Source organism: Paraburkholderia sp. HC6.4b (genome assembly GCF_014200875.1).
In the GTDB taxonomy this organism is placed as follows: Bacteria; Pseudomonadota; Gammaproteobacteria; order Burkholderiales; family Burkholderiaceae; genus Paraburkholderia; species Paraburkholderia tuberum.
In genome coordinates this window covers 1-18,051 of sequence record NZ_JACHDC010000031.1, presented here as the reverse complement: position 1 = coordinate 18,051, position 18,051 = coordinate 1, and the positions used below count along the sequence as shown (strand labels likewise).

The following is an 18,051-nucleotide window of genomic DNA, read 5'->3' as shown; positions in this document are numbered from 1 at the left end:
AATGGGCGTCTTGCATCGAACCCGCACGCCACCCGGGCGATCAGTGCGGGATAACCCCGATCCTCCGCCGGACCGTTTTCTCCTATATTCCCGTTAACCAATAGTTTTATAGTAACTGTCAGTTAATTAACTCCCAGTACGGCGGACCCCATGACCTACCTCCCGATCGAATTCCACCAAAAACCCGACCTCCCCAAGTTGCCGGCCGACTTCTGCGCCAACCCCGAACTCGCCTGGACCATCCCGGCGAGCTACTACACCTCTGAATCGGTGTACAAGGCCGAAGAAAGAAGGATCTTCGAGAACACCTGGATCTGCGTCGCGCACCGCAGCGAACTGGCCGAAGCGAATGCCTACGTCACCCGTGAAGTGGTGGGCGAGAGCATCCTGCTCGTGCGCGGCAAAGACAAGGTGCTGCGCGCCTTCTATAACGTCTGTCCGCACCGTGGCCACCAGCTGCTCGAAGGCAGCGGCAAGGCGAAGAACGTTATCACCTGCCCGTACCACGCCTGGGCGTTCAAGCTCGACGGCGCGCTCGCGCACGCCAACAACTGCGATCACGTGGAGTCGTTCGACAAGGAAAACTCGACGCTCGTGCCGGTACGCGTAGAGGAGTACGCGGGCTTCGTGTTCATCAACCTGAACCCGGACGCCGAGGGCGTGGAAGCGCAACTGCCGGGCCTCGAAGCCAGCCTTCGCAAGGCCTGCCCCGTGATCGACGACCTCAAGCTCGCCGCTCGCTTCGTGACCGAGACGCCGGCCAACTGGAAGTCGATCGTCGATAACTACCTCGAGTGCTACCACTGCGGCCCGGCGCACCCCGGCTTCTCGGATTCCGTGAAGATCGACCAGTACACGCACACGCTGCACGGCAACTGGACGCTGCAGTTCGGTCACGCGCAATCGTCGGAGCGTTCGTTCAAGCTCGATCCGTCCGTGAAGGACCCGAGCTTCAGCGGTTACTGGGCGTGGCCCTGCACGATGTTCAACGTGCCGCCGGGCGGCGACTTCATGACGGTCATCTACGAATTTCCGATGAGCGCCGAAGTCACGCTGCAGCACTATGACATCTACTTCCTGAACGACGAGCCGACCGAAGAGCAGAAGAAGCTGATCGAGTGGTATCGCACCGTGTTCCGCCCGGAAGACCTGCGCCTCGTGGAGAGCGTGCAGAAGGGCCTGAAGTCGCGCGGCTATCGCGGCCAGGGACGCATCATGGTCGACAGTCAGCGCAGCGGCGTCAGCGAGCACGGCATTGCGCACTTCCACAACCTGCTTGCCCAGCAGTACCAGGACTAAGGGGCCACGCATGAATTCGCTGCAACATCCCGGCCTGCTGCGTGAGCAGGCCTATATCGACGGCCAGTGGCGCAACGCCGACGACGGCGCCACGCTCGACGTCTACAACCCCTCCACGGGCGAGCTGATCGCGAACGTGCCGAACATGGGCGCCGCCGAAGCGCGCGCGGCCATCGCGGCCGCGCACCGCGCCTTCCCTGCGTGGCGCGCCACTACGGCGAAGGAGCGCGCGCGCCTTCTGCGCAACTGGTTCGAGCTCATCATGGCGAACCAGCAGGCGCTGGCCGAGATCATGACCCGCGAGCAAGGCAAGCCGCTCGCGGAGGCACGTGGCGAGATCGGCTACGCGGCCTCGTTCATCGAGTGGTTCGGCGAGCAGGCCAAGCGCATCGACGGCGATGTGATCCCGAGCCCGAACCCGGACCAGCGTCTGGTCGTGACGAAGGAGCCGGTGGGTGTGTGCGCCGCGATCACCCCGTGGAATTTTCCGGCCGCGATGATTACGCGCAAAGCCGCTCCCGCGCTGGCCGCCGGCTGCACGATCGTCATCAAGCCCGCCAACGAGACACCGCTCTCCGCGTTCGCGCTTGCGGCGCTGGCCGAGGAGGCCGGCATTCCCGCCGGCGTGATCAACATCGTCACGGGCAAGTCGCGCGAGATCGGCCTCGAGATGACTTCGAGCCCGCTCGTCAAGAAGCTCACGTTCACAGGCTCGACCGAAGTAGGCCGTCTGCTGATGCGTCAGTGCTCGGATACCGTCAAGAAAGTGTCGCTCGAACTCGGCGGCAACGCACCGTTCATCGTGTTCGACGACGCGGACCTCGACGCCGCGATCGAAGGCGCACTGCTTTCGAAGTATCGCAACGCCGGGCAAACCTGCGTCTGCGCGAACCGCTTCTATGTACACGATTCGGTGTACGACGAGTTCTGCCGGCGCTTTGCCGCGCGAGTGGCCGCCTTCAAGGTGGACGACGGTTTCGCCGAGGGCGTGAACATCGGACCGCTCATCACCGAAGCGGCGCGCAACAAGGTCGACAGCCTCGTGCGCGACGCCGTGGCGCAAGGCGCGCGCGCGGTCACGGGCGGTGCGCCGCACGAGCGCGGCGGCAACTTCTACGCACCCACCGTGCTCGCCGACGCGAAGCCCGGCATGGCGGTGCTCTCCGAGGAAATCTTCGGACCGGTCGCGCCCATCGTGCGTTTTTCGAGCGACGCCGAAGTCGTGCAGCTCGCGAACGATTCGATCTACGGGCTTGCCGCGTACTTCTACAGCCGCGACATCGGCCGCGTCTGGCGCGTGGCCGATCAGCTCGAATACGGCATCGTCGGCATCAACACGGGCCTGATCTCCAACGAAGTCGCACCGTTCGGCGGCGTCAAGCAGTCGGGCATCGGCCGCGAAGGCTCGAAGTACGGCATCGAGGATTACCTGTCGATCAAGTACCTCTGTATGGCGGGGGTTTCGCGTTAATCGACGCGCTCACCTTCGAGCGGATGCGGGCCGCGCCGCATCCGCTCTTTTCTCCGGACTCAGAAGGCAAGGAAGTCAACATGAACGCCCGCGAATCGATCGCTGTCGACGTCGTCGCCGTCGAGCAACTCACTCCACTCATCAAGCGCTTCACGCTCGCACTGCCCGACGGCGCGCCACTGCCCGCCTTCAACGGCGGCGCCCATGTGCTGGTCTCCATGCAGGACGGCGAAGCGTGGCGCCACAACGCGTACTCGCTGCTGAGTTCGCCGCACGACACGCGCCGGTATCAGATCGCCGTGCGCCGCGAAGAGGCCTCGCGCGGCGGGTCCGCCTTCATGCACGAAAAGGTCGAAGCGGGCACGCGCCTCGCTATCGGCTCGCCCGCCAACCTGTTCGAGCTTGCGAGCGGCGCGAAGCGGCACGTGTTCATCGCGGGCGGCATCGGCATCACGCCTTTTCTCGCGCAGCTCGCCGAGCATCGGCCTGAAGATCTCGAGCTCGATCTGCACTATGCATTCCGCAGTCCCGAGCACGGCGCATTCGTCGACGAACTGAAGGCTGGCCCGCACGCGGCCAACGTGCACTGCTATGTGGAAAGCGAGGGCCAGCGTCTCGACCTGCTCAAGCTCTTCAAGAGCCTGCCGACCGATGCGCATGTTTACGTGTGCGGCCCGCAGGGCTTGAACGACGCCGTCTACGCGAACGCCGCGTTGCTGGGATGGCCGAAGTCACAGCTGCACTCGGAGCAGTTCGCCGCTACCGACACCGGCGGCAAGGCGTTCACCGTGCTACTCGCGAAGTCGGGCATCGAGCTCGAAGTGGGCGAGGACGAGACCATCCTCAAGGCCATCGAGCGCGCGGGCGTGACGGTGGAGTCGCTGTGCCGCGAAGGCGTGTGCGGCACCTGCGAAGTGGCGATCCTCGAAGGCGAGGCCGATCATCGCGACCAGTATCTCGACGACGACGAAAAAGCCGCGCAGAAGACCATTCTGCTATGCGTGTCACGCTCGCGCACGCGACGCCTCGTGATCGACCTGTAGGCCGGCCTCCACGGCACGGATTCCCGGGTGAGCGCTGCAGCGCCTGACGGAACGGCCCTCGCGCCGATCCGTTAAACTACCGAAAGATAGGCGCTCGCACGCATTGTCCCGGCCGCGCGCCCCATTCATCATCGGCGGCATAGGCCCCGAGCCCTTCTTTCGGGCCCAGGGCCTATGCCGCCCTTTTCGCCTGATCCGTTCGACCGCGCGATACGTCATAGAGGGAAATGGATGTCCGAGGATACGTTCGCGTTCCGTCTGAAAGTACTGCTCGAGCACAAGAAGCTGAGCTTGCAGCAAGTGGCCGACGCCGTCGGCATTTCACGACCCGCCGTGCACAAGTGGACCCGCGGCGGCGAGATCGACTATTCGAACCTGCGCCGCCTCGCGGCGTTCCTCGACGTGAACTGGGTCTGGCTGCGCTACGGCGACGAAGCCGTGAAGGACCTCGGCATCGCAGGCAATACGGAACTGCCCATGACCGACCTGCGCCGCCGCTACACCGCCGAGATCATGTCGAACGAAGCGCGCATGAAGCAGGCGCAGGAGTCGGCCGGCATCGTGACGTGGGAATGGAATCTGGTCACCGACGAGCTCATCTATTCGAGCAATTGCGCGAAGCTTTATGGCCGCGAGATCCACAGCAACGCCGAATTCTGGGAGATCCTGCACCCCGAGGACGCGATCTGGCTGAACGAAGGGTCCTTGAAGGAACTCGTTGCGAGCACGGCGCCGCGCGTGTGGGACTTCCGCATCATTCTTCCCGACGGGCAGATCCGCTGGATCGAGTCACGCGTCGCCATGCTGCTGGACGATGCCGGGCGTCCCGTGCGTGTGGTGGGCACCACCATCGACGTCAGCGCGCGCAAGCAAGCGGAGCGCGCGTTGGAAAGCCGCCTGCAGTTGCTCAACGACGCTGCGCGCATCGCGGGTTTCGGTGCATGGCGCTGGCTGCGCGCGCAGGACGAGTTGATCGTGTCGGACGAGTGGTGCCGCCTGTTCGGCGTCGATCCGGCCGGGGCGCCGCGTCATTTCGTCGAACTTTCGCAGCACATTCATTCCGACGACCGCGCGGCGCGCGAAGCGAGTGTGAATGACGCGCTCACGCATCGCGCGGACTATCGCGTGCTGTATCGTGCGTTGTTGCCCGACGATACGTGGCGGCTGGTGGTGGAGCAAGGCTACGCGCGTGTCGCGCCGCACGGCGAGGATGTGTGGCTCACGGCACTGTGCCGCGCGGCGCAGCCCGCCGACATGACGGCGGCCGCGACCACGGGTGCGCAGCCGGTCGCCGAAGAAGCCGCGGCCACGGGAAGCGCGCCGTTCGGCATCGGCGCGGGCTAAATCCGGGCGATGAACGTTCGCTGAATCCGGGTGACGAGCATTCGTCAAAGATAACGGGGTGTCCCGCAGGAACACCCCGCGCGCTTCCCGCTCAAAGCGCGGCGGCGACAGCCTTGCCGACGTCCGCCGTGTTCGCCGCGCCGCCCATGTCCGGGGTACGCGGCCCTTCCACCAGCACGTTCTCGATGGCCCGCATGATCGCGTCGTGCGCCGCCTTGTATTGCGCGTCGCCGTTGCCGAGGAAGTCGAGCATCATCGCACCCGACCAGATCATCGCGATCGGATTGGCAATCTTCTTCCCAAAGATGTCCGGAGCCGAACCGTGCACCGGCTCGAACAACGACGGGAACTTGCGCTCGGGGTTCAGGTTGGCCGAAGCCGCGAGACCGATCGTGCCCGTACACGCGGGGCCGAGATCCGAAAGAATGTCGCCAAAGAGGTTCGACGCCACGACCACGTCGAAGCGATCCGGCTGCAGCACGAAGCGCGCACACAGGATGTCGATGTGCTGCTTGTCCCACTTCACGTCGGGATACGCCTCGGCCATCGCAGCCACGCGCTCATCCCAGTACGGCATGCTGATCGAGATGCCGTTGGACTTCGTGGCCGCCGTAAGTTTCTTGCGTTCGCGCGTGTTCGCGAGCTCGAACGCGTACTGAAGGATGCGGTCCACGCCCTGGCGCGTGAACACCGACTCCTGGAGCACGAGCTCGCGCTCCGTGCCTTCGAACATCTTGCCGCCCACGGCGCTGTACTCGCCTTCGGTGTTCTCGCGCACGACGAAAAAGTCGATATCCCCGGGCTTGCGATTCGCGAGCGGGCACGGCACGCCGGGCAACAGACGTACCGGCCGAAGGTTCACGTACTGATCGAACTCGCGGCGGAACTTCAGCAGCGAACCCCACAGCGAAATGTGATCGGGCACCTTGTCGGGCCAGCCCACCGCTCCGAAATAGATCGCGTCGAACTCCTTGAGCGTGGCGAACCAGTCGTCCGGCATCATTTTGCCGTGCTCCAGGTAGTAGTCACAGCTCGCCCAGTCGAAATGCGTAAATTCCAGCTTCAGATCGAACTTCGCGGCTGCCGCCTCCATCACACGCACGCCCTCCGGCATCACTTCCTGGCCGATGCCGTCGCCGGGAATCGCGGCGATTCTGAATGTCTTGCTCATGTCTCGTTCTCCGTTGCACGGCGCGCCTCAATGGGTGCGCGCTCGATGAGTGCAAGCATGCCTCAAAGGGCGCCGGAAATTAGCCGCTGTAGCGTTGAGACATTGAACACGATGCGTGAATAATCGTCCGCGAGGCCCGGGCCTGCATCGCTAAGAGGTCTTTGCCCGACTGATTCGACCTGAACGAACCGTCGGATCGAACTTATCCGTCCGCGCAATGCGTGGACGGCCACATCGCCACTACGCGTCACCCTCACACGTCGGTATAAACCTGCATCGCAATCCGCTTGCTCTGCGGCGCGCCCTCCGAGATCTGGATCAGCTCGCAAGCACGGCGCTCCGGCTGCGCCATGACTGGCGTCCACACCCAGTAGTGATTGCCCGGCAAGCCATTGACCGCCACCACGCGGTGATTGCCCGCGGCATCGATCGCATGGATCGTCACGCGGCTGATCAAGCCGCCCTTGAGCGCGCGCATATCGTCGACCGCTTCGCTGACCGCGCGCTCGACGCTCATGCCCATTTTCATGTAGAGCACCACCGCGCGCGCCGTGCCGGCGCGGATCGTCATCTCGCCCGCGCCCGTGCATGCGCAGGCGCCGTAACGGCTATCGGCATAGGAGCCCGCGCCGATCACGGGGCTGTCGCCGAGACGGCCCGGATATTTCCAGCCCCATCCCGACGTACTCGTGCCGCTCACGACATTGCGGGCGCTGTCCATTGCGAGAAACACGGTCGTGTCCTTGCCGATCTCCGGATCGACCGCGTCATGGCAGTACCGTTCGAGCGGCACGTTCGGCCACGCGGCCCTGTCGGTCGCGCTGACTTCGCTGTCGAACCAGCGCGCGTACGCTTGGCGCGAATGTTCGGCGAGCAGCTCGCAGCGCTCCGCACCCGTTTCGGCCGCATAGCGCGCGGCGCCCTCGCCGATCAGCAGCTCGTGCGGCAGCCGTTCCATCACGGCACGCGCGACGCTCACCGGATGCCTGAAGCCCTTCAGACCGCCCACCGCGCCAGTGCGCAGCGTCGAGCCATCCATCACCGACGCATCGAGCTCGACTTCGCCGAGCAGATTCGGCCAGCCGCCACGCCCGACCGTGCGCACCTCTTCGTCATCTTCGACGAGCCGGATGCCTGCCTCGACCGCGTCGAGCCCGGCACCGCCATTGCGCAGCAGTTCCGCGGTCAAGCCGATGCCGGATTTACCTTCGTTGTTGGTCAGAATAATCATGTGTTTGGGTCTTGCAGGCAGAAATGTGCGGAGCCTCAGGATCATAGTCCAGCGCGGAAATCCTTGTTCCAGAAGTCGAGCATTTCCGTCTTGTGTTTCATCAGCATCGCGAAGTCGACCGGCACGATCCGCTCCAGCTCCTTGCCCGAGAAGCCCACCGCCTGTTGCAACGACGGCGGCAGATTCGCGTTCGTGATCGTCGGCGCGTAGCCCATCGATTCGGCGAACGCGCGCTGGGAACGCGGATCGAGCATCGCATTCAGATAGGGAAACGCGCAGGCGGACGATTTACTGCCCGCGGTGACGGCGGCCTCGAACGTGGCCGGCAATGCGCCCTCCTTCGGGAACACGTAATCGACCGCGAGGCCCGCCTTTTTCCACTGCAGCGCGCGCGCCTTCCACGTGACGGTCACGACGATCTCGCCGCTCTTGAGCGCCGACGCCAGCGCATCGACCGACGGATACACTCGCGGCGATGCCTCGCGCAGCGCGCGCAAATACTTCTGCCCGAGCGCGAGATCGCTCGCTTGCCCACCCGAGGCAAGCGCGCCCGCGAGCGTCAGATAGTCATACTGATCATCGACCAGGCCGATTTTGCCCTTGAATTGAGGGTCCAGCAGCGCGGCGATACCGTCCGGGCGCGTGCGCACCCTGTCGGTATCGTAGACGAGCACCAGCGCGCTGAAGATGTGCGGGACCGCGTAGCTGCGACGAAATTGCGGAATCACGTTGGCAAGGTTCGGCAGCAGCGCGTCATCGAGTTTCGCGGTCGTGCCTTCGGAGTACATCTGGAACATGTCGTTATCGCGCAGCAGCGCGACATCCAACGTGCTGCGCCGGCCGTGCGCTTCGGCACGCATCGTGGTCTGCCGCGCGAGCGCACTGCCGAGCGCATAGGTGATCGCATCACCGGTAGGCGTCACCAGCGAATCGATGTTCTGTTGCAGCAGGCGTTGATAGTCGCCTCCCCACGTGCCGACCACCACCTGACCGGAACACGCACCGGCCGCATTGGCTTTCAACGCGAACGGACCCAGCGCGGAGGCGGCGACGAGCGTCCCCGTCGATCGAAGAAAACGGCGGCGTGGCTGGTTGATGTGGTTCATACACTCGCTCCAGGAGAAATGCGTTTCGAAAAGAAGCCGCAACAGACGACGTCAGGCCTCGGTGGCCCGATCGGTATTTCATTGGATAGGTGGGGAACGCCGCTGCCGCCGCGAAGCGGCAATCGGTCAGCTCGCTGCCGTCAAGCGCGTATTCACGGCCGCCAGCACTTCTTCGAGCGTCTCCTCCATCACCTTCGACAATTCGTCGAGATGCGGAGCCGGCGCGGCGCCATGCGGCGTGATCTTCAGCGTGTAGAAAGGCATTGCGTGCTCGAAGCGGCGCAAGATCAGATTCGAGTCGAGAAAGTCGTACGCCGACACCGGATGCAGCAAACCAATGCCGAGGCCTTCCTTGACCATCGTCGCGATGTTGACCGAATACGGCGCGGTCGCCACCACCTGCGATTGCAGCTGACCGGTCGCGAACACCTGATCCATGTCCCAGCGCACGAGGTCCGGCAGATCGTACGACACGATCGGCTGATTCCGCAGATCCGCCACCTTGATGACCTTGCGCTTGCCCAGCGGATGACCGGCTGGCAACGCGCAGATCGCGTCGAGCTGCGCGAAGGCGGTCGAATCGGTGCCGGTCACGTCGACCGTATTCGTGACGAGACCGAGCGCGAGTTGACGCGACACCACCTGATCGCGAATCAGCGACGATGCCCCGGTCGTCAACGCAATCTGCACGGCCGGATGCCGGCGATGAAAGTTCGCCACGACGCGCGCGAAGTAGCCGAGCCCGAACGATACGACCGAGCCCACGCGGATCACCGCGGTCGACGGATTGCGCAAGCTCAGCGCGAACTCGCGGATGTTGTCCAGGCCGGCATAGCGCCGCTCGACTTCCTCGAACAGCGCCAGGGCTTCGACGGTCGGTTCGAGCCGGCCGCGGCTGCGATCGAACAGCGTGAGACTGGTCGAGCGCTCCAGATCGGTAATCAGGCGGCTGATGCCCGACTGCGAAGTGCCGATGACCTGCGCGGCGCGGGTCGTCGTGCGCGTGAGCATCAGCGCCCTGAATGCGTCGATGTGCCGAAAGTCCATCCGTTCTCTCCGGATTGCACGGGCCGCCGGCGCTCCCCGCTGTCAACCTCGCTCGCAAGCGAGCGCTCCGCATGTCACGCCGGCAAATCAAAGGCATGGATTCTACCGCCCTTCATCACGACCGGAATGCGCTCGCCCTGCCCCAGCAGACAGTCGAGCGACGCAAGCGGATTGCCGTCGACGACGAGCACGTCGGCGTGCGCGCCTGCCGTGATCTGCCCGAGCTGCCCGACCTGGCCGAGCACCTGCGCGCCGACCACCGTTGCGCTGCGCAGGATCTCGAGCGGCGTCAGCACTTCGCTGCGCAAGCGGAATTCATCGCTTTGCAGACGCTGCGATTCGCCGAGCAGATCGCTACCGAAGCCCATCGGCACGCCTGCCGCGCGGAAGATTTCGAGCGAACGCAGGCCCGCCTGGCGCACGCTCCCGATCTTCGCGACGCTGTCGGCGGGCAGGCCGAGCGCTTCGCCTTCGTTCGCGAGCGCGTCGTAGGTGACGAGCGTCGGCACCGCGAACGCGCCGTGCTCGGCCATCACCCGCGCAGCCGCTTCGTCGACCAGATTGCCGTGCTCGATCGTCCGAACGCCGCAGCGTACCGCGCGCGCGATCGCCTCGGCCGTGTACGCATGCGCGAGCACGTAGGTGCCGCGCGCCCGCGCCTCGTGGACGATCGCCCTGATCTCGTCTTCCGAATAGCCCCATGCGCCGACCGGATCGGTGGGCGAGGCGACGCCGCCCGAGGCCATGATTTTGATCTGGTCGGCGCCCATCTGCAGCTCTTCACGCACCGCGCGACGCACGGCATCGACGCCGTCGGCGACACGCGATATCGCGCCGACCCGCGCGCAACACGCGCATGGGCTATCGGTGCCGATGTAGTCGCTGCGGCCGCGCATGTCGCCGTGTCCGCCGGTCTGGCTGATCGCGCGGCCCGAGACGAACAGGCGCGGACCTTCGGCGAGCCCCTGTTCCAACGCCTGTTTCAGCGCGAAGCCCGCGCCGCCCGCGTCGCGCACTGTCGTGAAGCCACGCCGAAGCATGCCTTGCAACAACGGCAACGACTTCAGCGTGACCAGCACGTTCGGCAAGTTCACCTGTGCCGCGAGATTGAGCTGCGTCGCATGCACGTGCACATGCAAATCGATCAGGCCAGGCATCAGCGTCTTGCCGCGCAGGTCGATTTCGCGTGCGGACGCGCTGCGGATCGGCCGGTCCGAGACCTCCTTGATGCGTCCGTTTTCCACCAGCACCGCGTGGTCCTCACGCAATTCGCCGGCAGCCGGATCGAGCAGCGCGCAGTGCGAGAACAGAATCGACTCCATCAGGTCTCCTCCCGGTACAAGATCCGGGTCATCTCCAACGTTGAAGGGTGTCGCGCGCTGCGCGACTCAATCGATGGTCGCGTGCGCGAGCGTGCGCGGGGTCTTCGTGAGCAGCTCCGGCGTCGGGCCGGTCACGACCGAATCGTCGAGCCGGAAACCGCCGAGGCCGTACACATAGATGCCGGGCTCCGCCGAGTACACCTCGTTGTCCAGCAGCGCGCGGTGATTGAACGCCATGTCGTCCGGATACTCGTGACCGATGATGCCCATGCCATGCCCCGTGCGATGACGGATGTACTTCGCGCAGCCGGCCTGCTCGATCACCGCCTGCGCGGCCGCGTCGATACCCGAAACCGGCTGACCCGTGACGGCCGCCGCGACGGCCGCCTCGTTGGCCGCGCGCGCGACCTCATGAAAACGCGCCTGCTCGGCGCCCGGTTTGCCGCAGAACCAGGTGCGCTCGTTCTCGATCACGAGACCGTTCAAACGCGGAATCACGATATTGACGAGACCGTCGCCCGCCTTGATCTGCGCGCCGCACGACGCACCGTCGCCGTGCGGCGACGCCGATGCCGGTCCCGACAAGGTCCAGCAACGCATCACTTCGAGGTTCTCGCCAGGAAAGCGGCGCGCGCCTTCGGTCACCATCAGGGTGGCCATCTGATAGTCGAGTTCCTGAACGAGCCGTCCGGGGCGAATGTTCTCGCGATAGCGGTCCTGCACCCAATCGGCGAGGCTTGCGGCGGCCCGCATGATGGCAATCTCCTCCCGGTGCTTGACCCAGCGCAACGAGCGCAGCTCGGCGAGCATCGGCAGGAACTTCGCGTCCGGCAGCAGTGACGCCGCGCGGCCGAGCGGACCGCCGGCGGCTTCGACGCCGATTCGCGATGCGCCAAGCCCGGCGGCACGCAAACGCGCGGCGATCAGTTCCGGGACTTCCGCGAGTAGCGGCTGCCGCTCGACCACGCGCGGATGCTCGGAGTAGAACGAGATATCGTCGAGCCACAGATGTCCGCGCTCGCGCGCCATCATCACGTGATGCGTCGACAGCTCGTTCATGATCGCGAACGGCTCGCCCGACAGCGGCACGCACACGGCGATCGGCCGCTCCCAGGTCTGCACGTCGACGTGGAAATTGGTCGCCCACTGGAAGAAGTCGGCAGACGTGAAGATCAGCGCATCGACTCGCTGACGTTCCATCAGTTTTTGCATCAGGTCGTGACGGTAAGCGCGAGTCTTGTCGGTGAGGATTGGCATCTGTTGTTCCTTCAGGAAGAAGAATTAAGGAGAGGCGCATCCCACACACCAGCCCGCGGCGCGCCCTGCCAGTTCAGGTCATCATCGTCTTCGCGTAGCGCCGCTGGATGATCCAGTGCGACAACAGCGCCAGCGCAAACGTGACGACCATCGATACGATCGACAGCACGGCCCCGAACGGCCAGTTGTTCGCCTTGGCGATCTGGTCGTAGATTGCCGGCGTCATCATCGTGATGCCGGTGCCGCCGAGCAGAACCGGTGTCGCGTATGCGTTCATGCACAGAATGAACACGAGCATCGTGCCGGCCGCGACGCCGGGCGCCGCGATCGGCAGCACGACGCGCGCGAGCGTCTGAGCGAAGCTCGCGCCGAGATTGCGCGCGGCTTCCTCGATCGAGAAATCGAGGCCTTCGAGCACGCTCTGCAAGGTCAGGATCATGTACGGCAGAACCACGGCGGTGGTGCCGGCCACCACCGCGAACGGCGTATACAGCAGCCGCACCGGTTGATCGACGAGGCCGAGCGCCATCAGCATCGCATTGACGAAACCGGCGTTGCCGAGCATGACCATCCAACCCGCCGCGCGCACGACGTTGCCGACCAGCAGCGGAAACACCAGCAGCATCACCAGCTGGCTCTTGAAGCGGCTCTGTGTTTTAGCAAGCACATAGGCGACCGGAAAACCGAGTACGAGCGACAGCGCCGTGCACAGCGCGGCCACCTTGATCGTGGTCCACAGCACCGCGTGGTAGTACGGATCGGTCAGAAACTGGACGTAGTTCTCGAGCGTGAACGCCGCCTGCATCATCTGGACCGAGTCGAAATGATTGAAGCTGTAGCGCACCAGTTGCACGCCCGGCAGCACGATCACGAATAGCACGACCAACACGGCAGGCGTTGCGAGCAGGCCCCCGGCGAAGTCGCGGCGCCGCGGCGCGGCGTTCAGTGCGCTCGTCGTCATGGTTCAAAGTCCCGGCTTGAATTCCTTGTTCCAGAAGTCGAGCAGCGCCGGTTTTTCCGCAGTGAAACGCGCGTAGTCGACTTTGACGAGGCGATCGAGTTCGGCATTCGTGAAGCCGACGCTCTGTTGCAGCGTCGGCGGCAAGGCCGCATCGGTGACGGTCGGCGCATAGCCCATCGTCTCGGCGAAGCCGACCTGCGCGCGCGGATCGAGCATCGCGTTCAGATAGTTGAAGCCGCACGCACGCGTCGGCGCGTTCTTCGGCACGGCGGCCTCGAACGTGACCGGCACGCCGCCCTCTTTCGGGAACGCGTAGTCGACCGGCACGCCGCCTTTCTTCCACTGCAGCGCGCGCGCTTTCCACATGCAGGTCATCCAGATTTCGCCGCTTTTCAGCGCTGCCGCGACCGTTTCGTTCGACGGATAGACCTTCGGCTGCTGCTTGCGCACCTCGCGCAGAAACTGGATGCCGGCCGCCGTGTCGCCATTGTGCTGGCCCGCCGCGAGCGAAGACTGCAGCACGTTGAAGTTGTACAGAATGTCGGAAAAACCCACCCGTCCCTTCAGTTTCGGATCGAGCGCGACCGCGAGCGAATCGGGCTTCGCCTGAAACTTCTCCGGGTTGTAGACGATCACCATCGCACTGAAGATGTGCGGAATCGAATACGGGCGGCGCAGCGCTTCGATCGTGCGCGCCGAGTTCGGCACCAGTTTCGTGTCGAGCGGTTCGAGCACCCCGGAACGGTTGACGTCGAACATGTCGATGTCGGCGAGACAGGCGACGTCGAGCGAACCGTGACGCGACATCTTCTCCGCGCGCAGCTTCGTCATGCGGCCGATCTGATCCGCCGAGTCGTACGTGACGCGACCGCCAGCGGCCTCGATGATCGGCTTGCCGATGTTCTGTTCGAGCAGGTTCAGATAATCGCCGCCCCACGTGCCGACGACGACGTTGGGGCAAGCGTCGGCCGCCAGCGCCGTGCGCGGATCAAAGCCGAGCGACGGAGCGACGAGCAGACCGGAAGCAGCTTTCAGAAACGTGCGGCGCGTGATGGGATAGCTCATTTTATGGTCCTTCAGGCGGAAAAAAGCAGGCAATCTTCGGTTCTGAAGCACGCGTGCAGCGTGTCGCCCGGCGACCATGCGCCGGCACCGGCGTGCGCGGTGTTCGGCACGAGCGCGACGAGGCTCTGGCCGCGCTCGCTCGTGAGGCGCAATTCGACGGTCGCGCCGAGATAGATCCGCTCGGCCAGCCTGACCGGGATCGACACTTCGCTGTGCTCGGGCGCCGCGGCGAGACGCAGGCGCTCGGGTCGGATGCCGAGCGTGTTGGCATTGCGCGCGGCCGCGTTGACTGTGAACTTTTCGCCGTTCGCCGTGATGAACTGGCCGTTGTCGACGTGGCCCGCGAGGAAATTCATGCGGCCCAGGAAGCTCGCGACGAACGGATTGGCGGGCCGCTCGTACAACGCGTCCGCGCTGCCGATCTGCTGCACGCGTCCGTCGTGCATGACGGCCACGCGGTCCGCCATCGCAAGTGCTTCCTCCTGATCGTGCGTGACGAAGATCGTCGTGAGACCGAGACGCTGCTGGAGCGCGCGAATTTCTTCTCGAACCTCGACGCGCAGCTTCGCGTCGAGGTTCGACAACGGCTCGTCGAGCAGAAATACGTCGGGCCGGATCGCGAGCGCGCGCGCAATCGCGACGCGCTGCTGCTGGCCGCCGGACAACTGCCTGGGATAGCGTTCGGCGAGCGAGCTCAGCCGCACCATGTCGAGCGCCTCGCGAATGCGCGTGTCGCGCTCCGCCTTCGGTACGCGCCGCATTTCCAGACCGAACGCGACGTTCTGCGCGACGGTCATGTGCGGAAACAACGCATAGCGCTGAAACACCATGCCGGTATTGCGCTTGTCGGGTGCGAGCCGCGTGACCTCGGTGTTGCCGATCCAGATTTCGCCGTCGCTCGGCTCGACGAAGCCCGCGACCATGCGCAGCGTCGTCGTCTTGCCGCAGCCGCTCGGGCCGAGGAACGCGACCAGTTCGCCCTCGGCGATATCGAACGACACGTCGGCGACCGCGGTCGTCGCACCGTACTGCTTGCGCAGATTGCGCAGGGATACCTGAGCCATGATCAGATCACCTTGCCGAGCTTCACGAAACGATCGGTGATCAGCATCACGATGCCAAGCAGCACGATCTGCGCGGCCGATACCGCCGCAATGGTTGGGTCGAGATTGAATTCGAGGTACTGCATGATTGCGATCGGCAACGTCGTCTTGCCGGGGCCGACGAGCGGCAAGGTCATCTCGAGGTTCTCGAACGAGACGATGAAGCCGAACAGCGTGGACGCGACGATCGCCGGCCGCAGCATCGGCAGCGTGACGCGCCACAGCGTGCGCCACGCACCGGCGCCGAGATTGCGCGCCGCCTCCTCGACGGTGGTGTCGAGCTGGCCCAGGCTCGCGGTGACGAGCCGGATCGTCCATGGGATCGTCAGGCAGACATGCGCGAGCAGCAGGCCGCCGAACGTGCCGACGATGTCGGTGTCGAGCGCATTCTCGGCGCGCAGATAGAACAGATAGGTCGCAATGCCGGCGACGATACCAGGCACGACTAATGGCAGCAGCAGCGTATTGCTGACGAGACGCCGCCCAGCAAACCGGTAGCGCGCAAGCGCGAGCGAGGCAGCGACACCGAGCACCACGCCGCCGATCGCGGCGCCGGCCGCGAGCTTCAGCGACAGCACGAAGCCGTTCGCGAACGCGTCGTTACGCCATGCGTTGACGTACCACGACAGCGTGTAGCCGGACGGCGGGAACGTGATGATCGCGTCCTTGAAGAAGCTCAGCCAGATCACGAAGATCAGCGGGCTCAGCATGAACAGATAGATGAGCGCGACGCCCGCCCTGACGAACCATTTCGCCGGGGACTGACGTGGGTGGGACAAAGCGCGCGCGGAAACGATGCTGCTACCGTCGATCGGAACCTGCGTCACCGCGCTTTCTCCTTGGTCGGGATTACACGTTGGGGTGTGTCCGGCGGAGTGGCGACCTCAAGCCACCCCCCGCTTCGCCTCGGCTGATCACAATGTAAATTTGCATAGCCTGACGAACTGCGATTCACAGTAGCATGAATAAAAAAAGGAGCAAAGCGGGTTCTGGCTAGACGCGCGCTGGGGTTTACGCGGGCGCTGGTCGCCCAGGGGAAAGGTGTTTGCGCCGGAATGGCAAACGCGTTGACCGTCGAGGTGGCTTGTATCAGCGCGCCACCGCTGCCCGTGCCCTGCCCGACTTTACGCGCCAGTTCGCGAGCGCGCCGAGCGCCATCAGCACGCTGGTGCCGAGAAACACCGCGCGCATGCCGATGTGTCCGCCGACGAAACCGCCCAGCAACGGGCCAGCCACCTGCCCCGCGTATTGCGACGACACCGAGTACCCAAGGATCGCGCCCGTCACGCTCGCCGGCACGTTATGGCGGATCACGCTCGCGATGCACGGCAACAGGCCGCCCAGTGCCATCCCCATCAGGAAACGCAGCACGATCAGTTGCCAGCTCGCGGTGACGAACGCCTGCGGAACGAGCAACACCGCCGATACGGCGAGGCAGCCGACGATCACATTCCAGTGCCCGGCGCGATCGGCGAACTTGCCGAGACGCGACGACGAGATCACGCTGCCGAGCGCCGCGCCCGACATCACGAAGCCCGCGATCATCGTCACGCTTTGAGGCTTCGTGAGCTGGGCGACGTAGACGGTGATGATCGGCTCGATCGACATGTTCGCGACCATCAGCAGCAGACCCGTGGCAAGCATCGCGATGGCCGGCCGCTTGTCGTCCACCGAGGCCCACGCGCCCTGCTTCGGCGCGCTGTCCGCGCGCTTGCGAACCGGCATTTCGCGAATCAGGAACGCCGTCGCGAGAAAGGCGACGAAGATCGCCGCGCCCGAGGCCCAAAAGGTCGCGCGGATGCCGATCAGCGGCGGCAGGAAGCCGCCGATCAGCGGGCCGACCAGATTGCCCGCCATGATCCCCGACGACAGCACGCCGAGCGCCCAGCCCGAACGCGCCTTCGGCGTCTGCGTCGCGACGAGGATCATCGAGCCCGACGCATAGCCGCCGAGCAACCCGGCGAGCAGCCGCAACGCGACCAGCTGCCACGCCGAGTGCGCCATGCCGATCAGCGACATCGCGACCGCCATGCCGAGGCTCGAGCGGATCAGCATCAGCTTGCGGCCGTAGAGGTCCGCGAGCTTGCCCCACAGGGGCGCGACGAGCGCGGCGCTGAAGAAGGTCGCGCCGAACGCGGCGCCGGACCACTGCACGATCGCCGCATGATCCTTTACGCCGAGCTGCTCGACATAGAGCGGCAGGAACGGCAGCAGCAGTGTCATCGCGACGATGGTCGTGAACGAGCCGAACACGCACACGCACAGATTGCGCTGCCAATGCGCGGCGGCTTCATCGCCGGCCGGCGGGGCGGCCTTGGCTGTCGCCGTGGCCTGCGCCTGCGGCGGCACCGGTTCGGCCGATGGTACGTCGAGCTTACGATTCATCTTCGAGGCTTTCCAGGGTGACGAGGGTCTGTTCGAGCTATCCAAAGCATCGTAACGGGCTGCGCCGCCGCCAGGCAGTCAACCCATCATCCTGGTATCGCTACTACCTCTTCGGAACGCGCGGACCTGGCTGCGCGCCTCTTTGCAACTAGGGAAGCGCTGATCAATGGACCAACTGCCCAAGTTGCAGACGAGATGCCGTCGAATTTTCCGGATGACGAAGCGAATCGATGCTCAACTCGGTGA

At 64.9% G+C, this 18,051-nt stretch carries 15 protein-coding genes; 4 read left to right on the top strand and 11 right to left on the bottom strand.

Features of this window, described 5'->3' with window-relative positions:
• Positions 1–150 precede the first annotated feature (150 nt).
• From HDG34_RS35495 to HDG34_RS35480, 4 genes are all read left to right on the top strand, one after another.
• On the top strand, positions 151–1,299 hold the full coding sequence (locus HDG34_RS35495; protein ID WP_184067810.1) for an aromatic ring-hydroxylating dioxygenase subunit alpha: 1,149 nt from the start codon (positions 151–153) through the stop codon (positions 1,297–1,299).
• 10 nt (positions 1,300–1,309) lie between these two features.
• A complete protein-coding gene (locus tag HDG34_RS35490; protein ID WP_184067806.1) occupies positions 1,310–2,770 on the top strand; it encodes an NAD-dependent succinate-semialdehyde dehydrogenase in 1,461 nt (486 codons plus the stop codon).
• Positions 2,771–2,850: 80 nt separating this feature from the next.
• On the top strand, positions 2,851–3,813 hold the full coding sequence (locus HDG34_RS35485; protein WP_184067803.1) for a PDR/VanB family oxidoreductase: 963 nt from the start codon (positions 2,851–2,853) through the stop codon (positions 3,811–3,813).
• A gap of 231 nt (positions 3,814–4,044) precedes the next feature.
• Positions 4,045–5,157 carry a PAS domain-containing protein gene (locus HDG34_RS35480; protein WP_184067800.1) on the top strand — a complete coding sequence of 371 codons (1,113 nt, stop codon included), beginning with the start codon at positions 4,045–4,047 and terminating at the stop codon, positions 5,155–5,157.
• 91 nt (positions 5,158–5,248) lie between these two features.
• Here the strand turns inward: HDG34_RS35480 and HDG34_RS35475 are convergent, their stop codons facing one another.
• From HDG34_RS35475 to HDG34_RS35425, 11 genes are all read right to left on the bottom strand, one after another.
• Entirely contained in the window at positions 5,249–6,328 is a 1,080-nt protein-coding gene (locus HDG34_RS35475) for a tartrate dehydrogenase (protein WP_184067797.1), read from the bottom strand.
• Positions 6,329–6,581: 253 nt separating this feature from the next.
• Positions 6,582–7,559, bottom strand: coding sequence for a N(4)-(beta-N-acetylglucosaminyl)-L-asparaginase (locus HDG34_RS35470; protein WP_184067794.1), 978 nt, complete (start codon positions 7,557–7,559; stop codon positions 6,582–6,584).
• Between the two features lie 41 nt (positions 7,560–7,600).
• Entirely contained in the window at positions 7,601–8,665 is a 1,065-nt protein-coding gene (locus HDG34_RS35465; RefSeq protein WP_184067792.1) for a PotD/PotF family extracellular solute-binding protein, read from the bottom strand.
• 126 nt (positions 8,666–8,791) lie between these two features.
• Entirely contained in the window at positions 8,792–9,712 is a 921-nt protein-coding gene (locus HDG34_RS35460; protein WP_184067789.1) for a LysR substrate-binding domain-containing protein, read from the bottom strand.
• Between the two features lie 74 nt (positions 9,713–9,786).
• On the bottom strand, positions 9,787–11,034 hold the full coding sequence (locus HDG34_RS35455; RefSeq protein ID WP_184067787.1) for an amidohydrolase family protein: 1,248 nt from the start codon (positions 11,032–11,034) through the stop codon (positions 9,787–9,789).
• Positions 11,035–11,100: 66 nt separating this feature from the next.
• Positions 11,101–12,291, bottom strand: a complete 1,191-nt coding sequence (locus HDG34_RS35450) for a Xaa-Pro peptidase family protein (RefSeq protein WP_184067784.1) — start codon at positions 12,289–12,291, stop codon at positions 11,101–11,103.
• Between the two features lie 73 nt (positions 12,292–12,364).
• Positions 12,365–13,252: an ABC transporter permease gene (locus tag HDG34_RS35445; protein WP_090810837.1), complete on the bottom strand. Its 888-nt coding sequence runs from the start codon at positions 13,250–13,252 to the stop codon at positions 12,365–12,367.
• Between the two features lie 3 nt (positions 13,253–13,255).
• On the bottom strand, positions 13,256–14,317 hold the full coding sequence (locus HDG34_RS35440) for an extracellular solute-binding protein (RefSeq protein WP_090810835.1): 1,062 nt from the start codon (positions 14,315–14,317) through the stop codon (positions 13,256–13,258).
• Between the two features lie 11 nt (positions 14,318–14,328).
• Positions 14,329–15,381 (bottom strand): ABC transporter ATP-binding protein, encoded by a 1,053-nt coding sequence (locus HDG34_RS35435; RefSeq protein ID WP_184067782.1) that lies wholly within the window; start codon positions 15,379–15,381, stop codon positions 14,329–14,331.
• Between the two features lie 2 nt (positions 15,382–15,383).
• Positions 15,384–16,247 carry an ABC transporter permease gene (locus HDG34_RS35430; RefSeq protein ID WP_184067779.1) on the bottom strand — a complete coding sequence of 288 codons (864 nt, stop codon included), beginning with the start codon at positions 16,245–16,247 and terminating at the stop codon, positions 15,384–15,386.
• A gap of 262 nt (positions 16,248–16,509) precedes the next feature.
• A complete protein-coding gene (locus HDG34_RS35425) occupies positions 16,510–17,805 on the bottom strand; it encodes an MFS transporter (RefSeq protein WP_184067776.1) in 1,296 nt (431 codons plus the stop codon).
• Positions 17,806–18,051 lie beyond the last annotated feature (246 nt).

Excerpts from the sequence above, each read along its gene's own strand:
- HDG34_RS35485 (WP_184067803.1), top strand. The coding sequence starts at position 2,851 with ATGAACGCCCGCGAATCGATCGCTGTCGACGTCGTCGCCGTCGAGCAA.
- HDG34_RS35435 (WP_184067782.1), bottom strand. The coding sequence starts at position 15,381 with ATGGCTCAGGTATCCCTGCGCAATCTGCGCAAGCAGTACGGTGCGACG.
- HDG34_RS35445 (WP_090810837.1), bottom strand. The coding sequence starts at position 13,252 with ATGACGACGAGCGCACTGAACGCCGCGCCGCGGCGCCGCGACTTCGCC.
- HDG34_RS35495 (WP_184067810.1), top strand. The coding sequence starts at position 151 with ATGACCTACCTCCCGATCGAATTCCACCAAAAACCCGACCTCCCCAAG.
- HDG34_RS35460 (WP_184067789.1), bottom strand. The coding sequence starts at position 9,712 with ATGGACTTTCGGCACATCGACGCATTCAGGGCGCTGATGCTCACGCGC.
- HDG34_RS35440 (WP_090810835.1), bottom strand. The coding sequence starts at position 14,317 with ATGAGCTATCCCATCACGCGCCGCACGTTTCTGAAAGCTGCTTCCGGT.
- HDG34_RS35455 (WP_184067787.1), bottom strand. The coding sequence starts at position 11,034 with ATGGAGTCGATTCTGTTCTCGCACTGCGCGCTGCTCGATCCGGCTGCC.
- HDG34_RS35490 (WP_184067806.1), top strand. The coding sequence starts at position 1,310 with ATGAATTCGCTGCAACATCCCGGCCTGCTGCGTGAGCAGGCCTATATC.
- HDG34_RS35480 (WP_184067800.1), top strand. The coding sequence starts at position 4,045 with ATGTCCGAGGATACGTTCGCGTTCCGTCTGAAAGTACTGCTCGAGCAC.
- HDG34_RS35450 (WP_184067784.1), bottom strand. The coding sequence starts at position 12,291 with ATGCCAATCCTCACCGACAAGACTCGCGCTTACCGTCACGACCTGATG.
- HDG34_RS35475 (WP_184067797.1), bottom strand. The coding sequence starts at position 6,328 with ATGAGCAAGACATTCAGAATCGCCGCGATTCCCGGCGACGGCATCGGC.
- HDG34_RS35425 (WP_184067776.1), bottom strand. The coding sequence starts at position 17,805 with ATGAATCGTAAGCTCGACGTACCATCGGCCGAACCGGTGCCGCCGCAG.
- HDG34_RS35465 (WP_184067792.1), bottom strand. The coding sequence starts at position 8,665 with ATGAACCACATCAACCAGCCACGCCGCCGTTTTCTTCGATCGACGGGG.
- HDG34_RS35470 (WP_184067794.1), bottom strand. The coding sequence starts at position 7,559 with ATGATTATTCTGACCAACAACGAAGGTAAATCCGGCATCGGCTTGACC.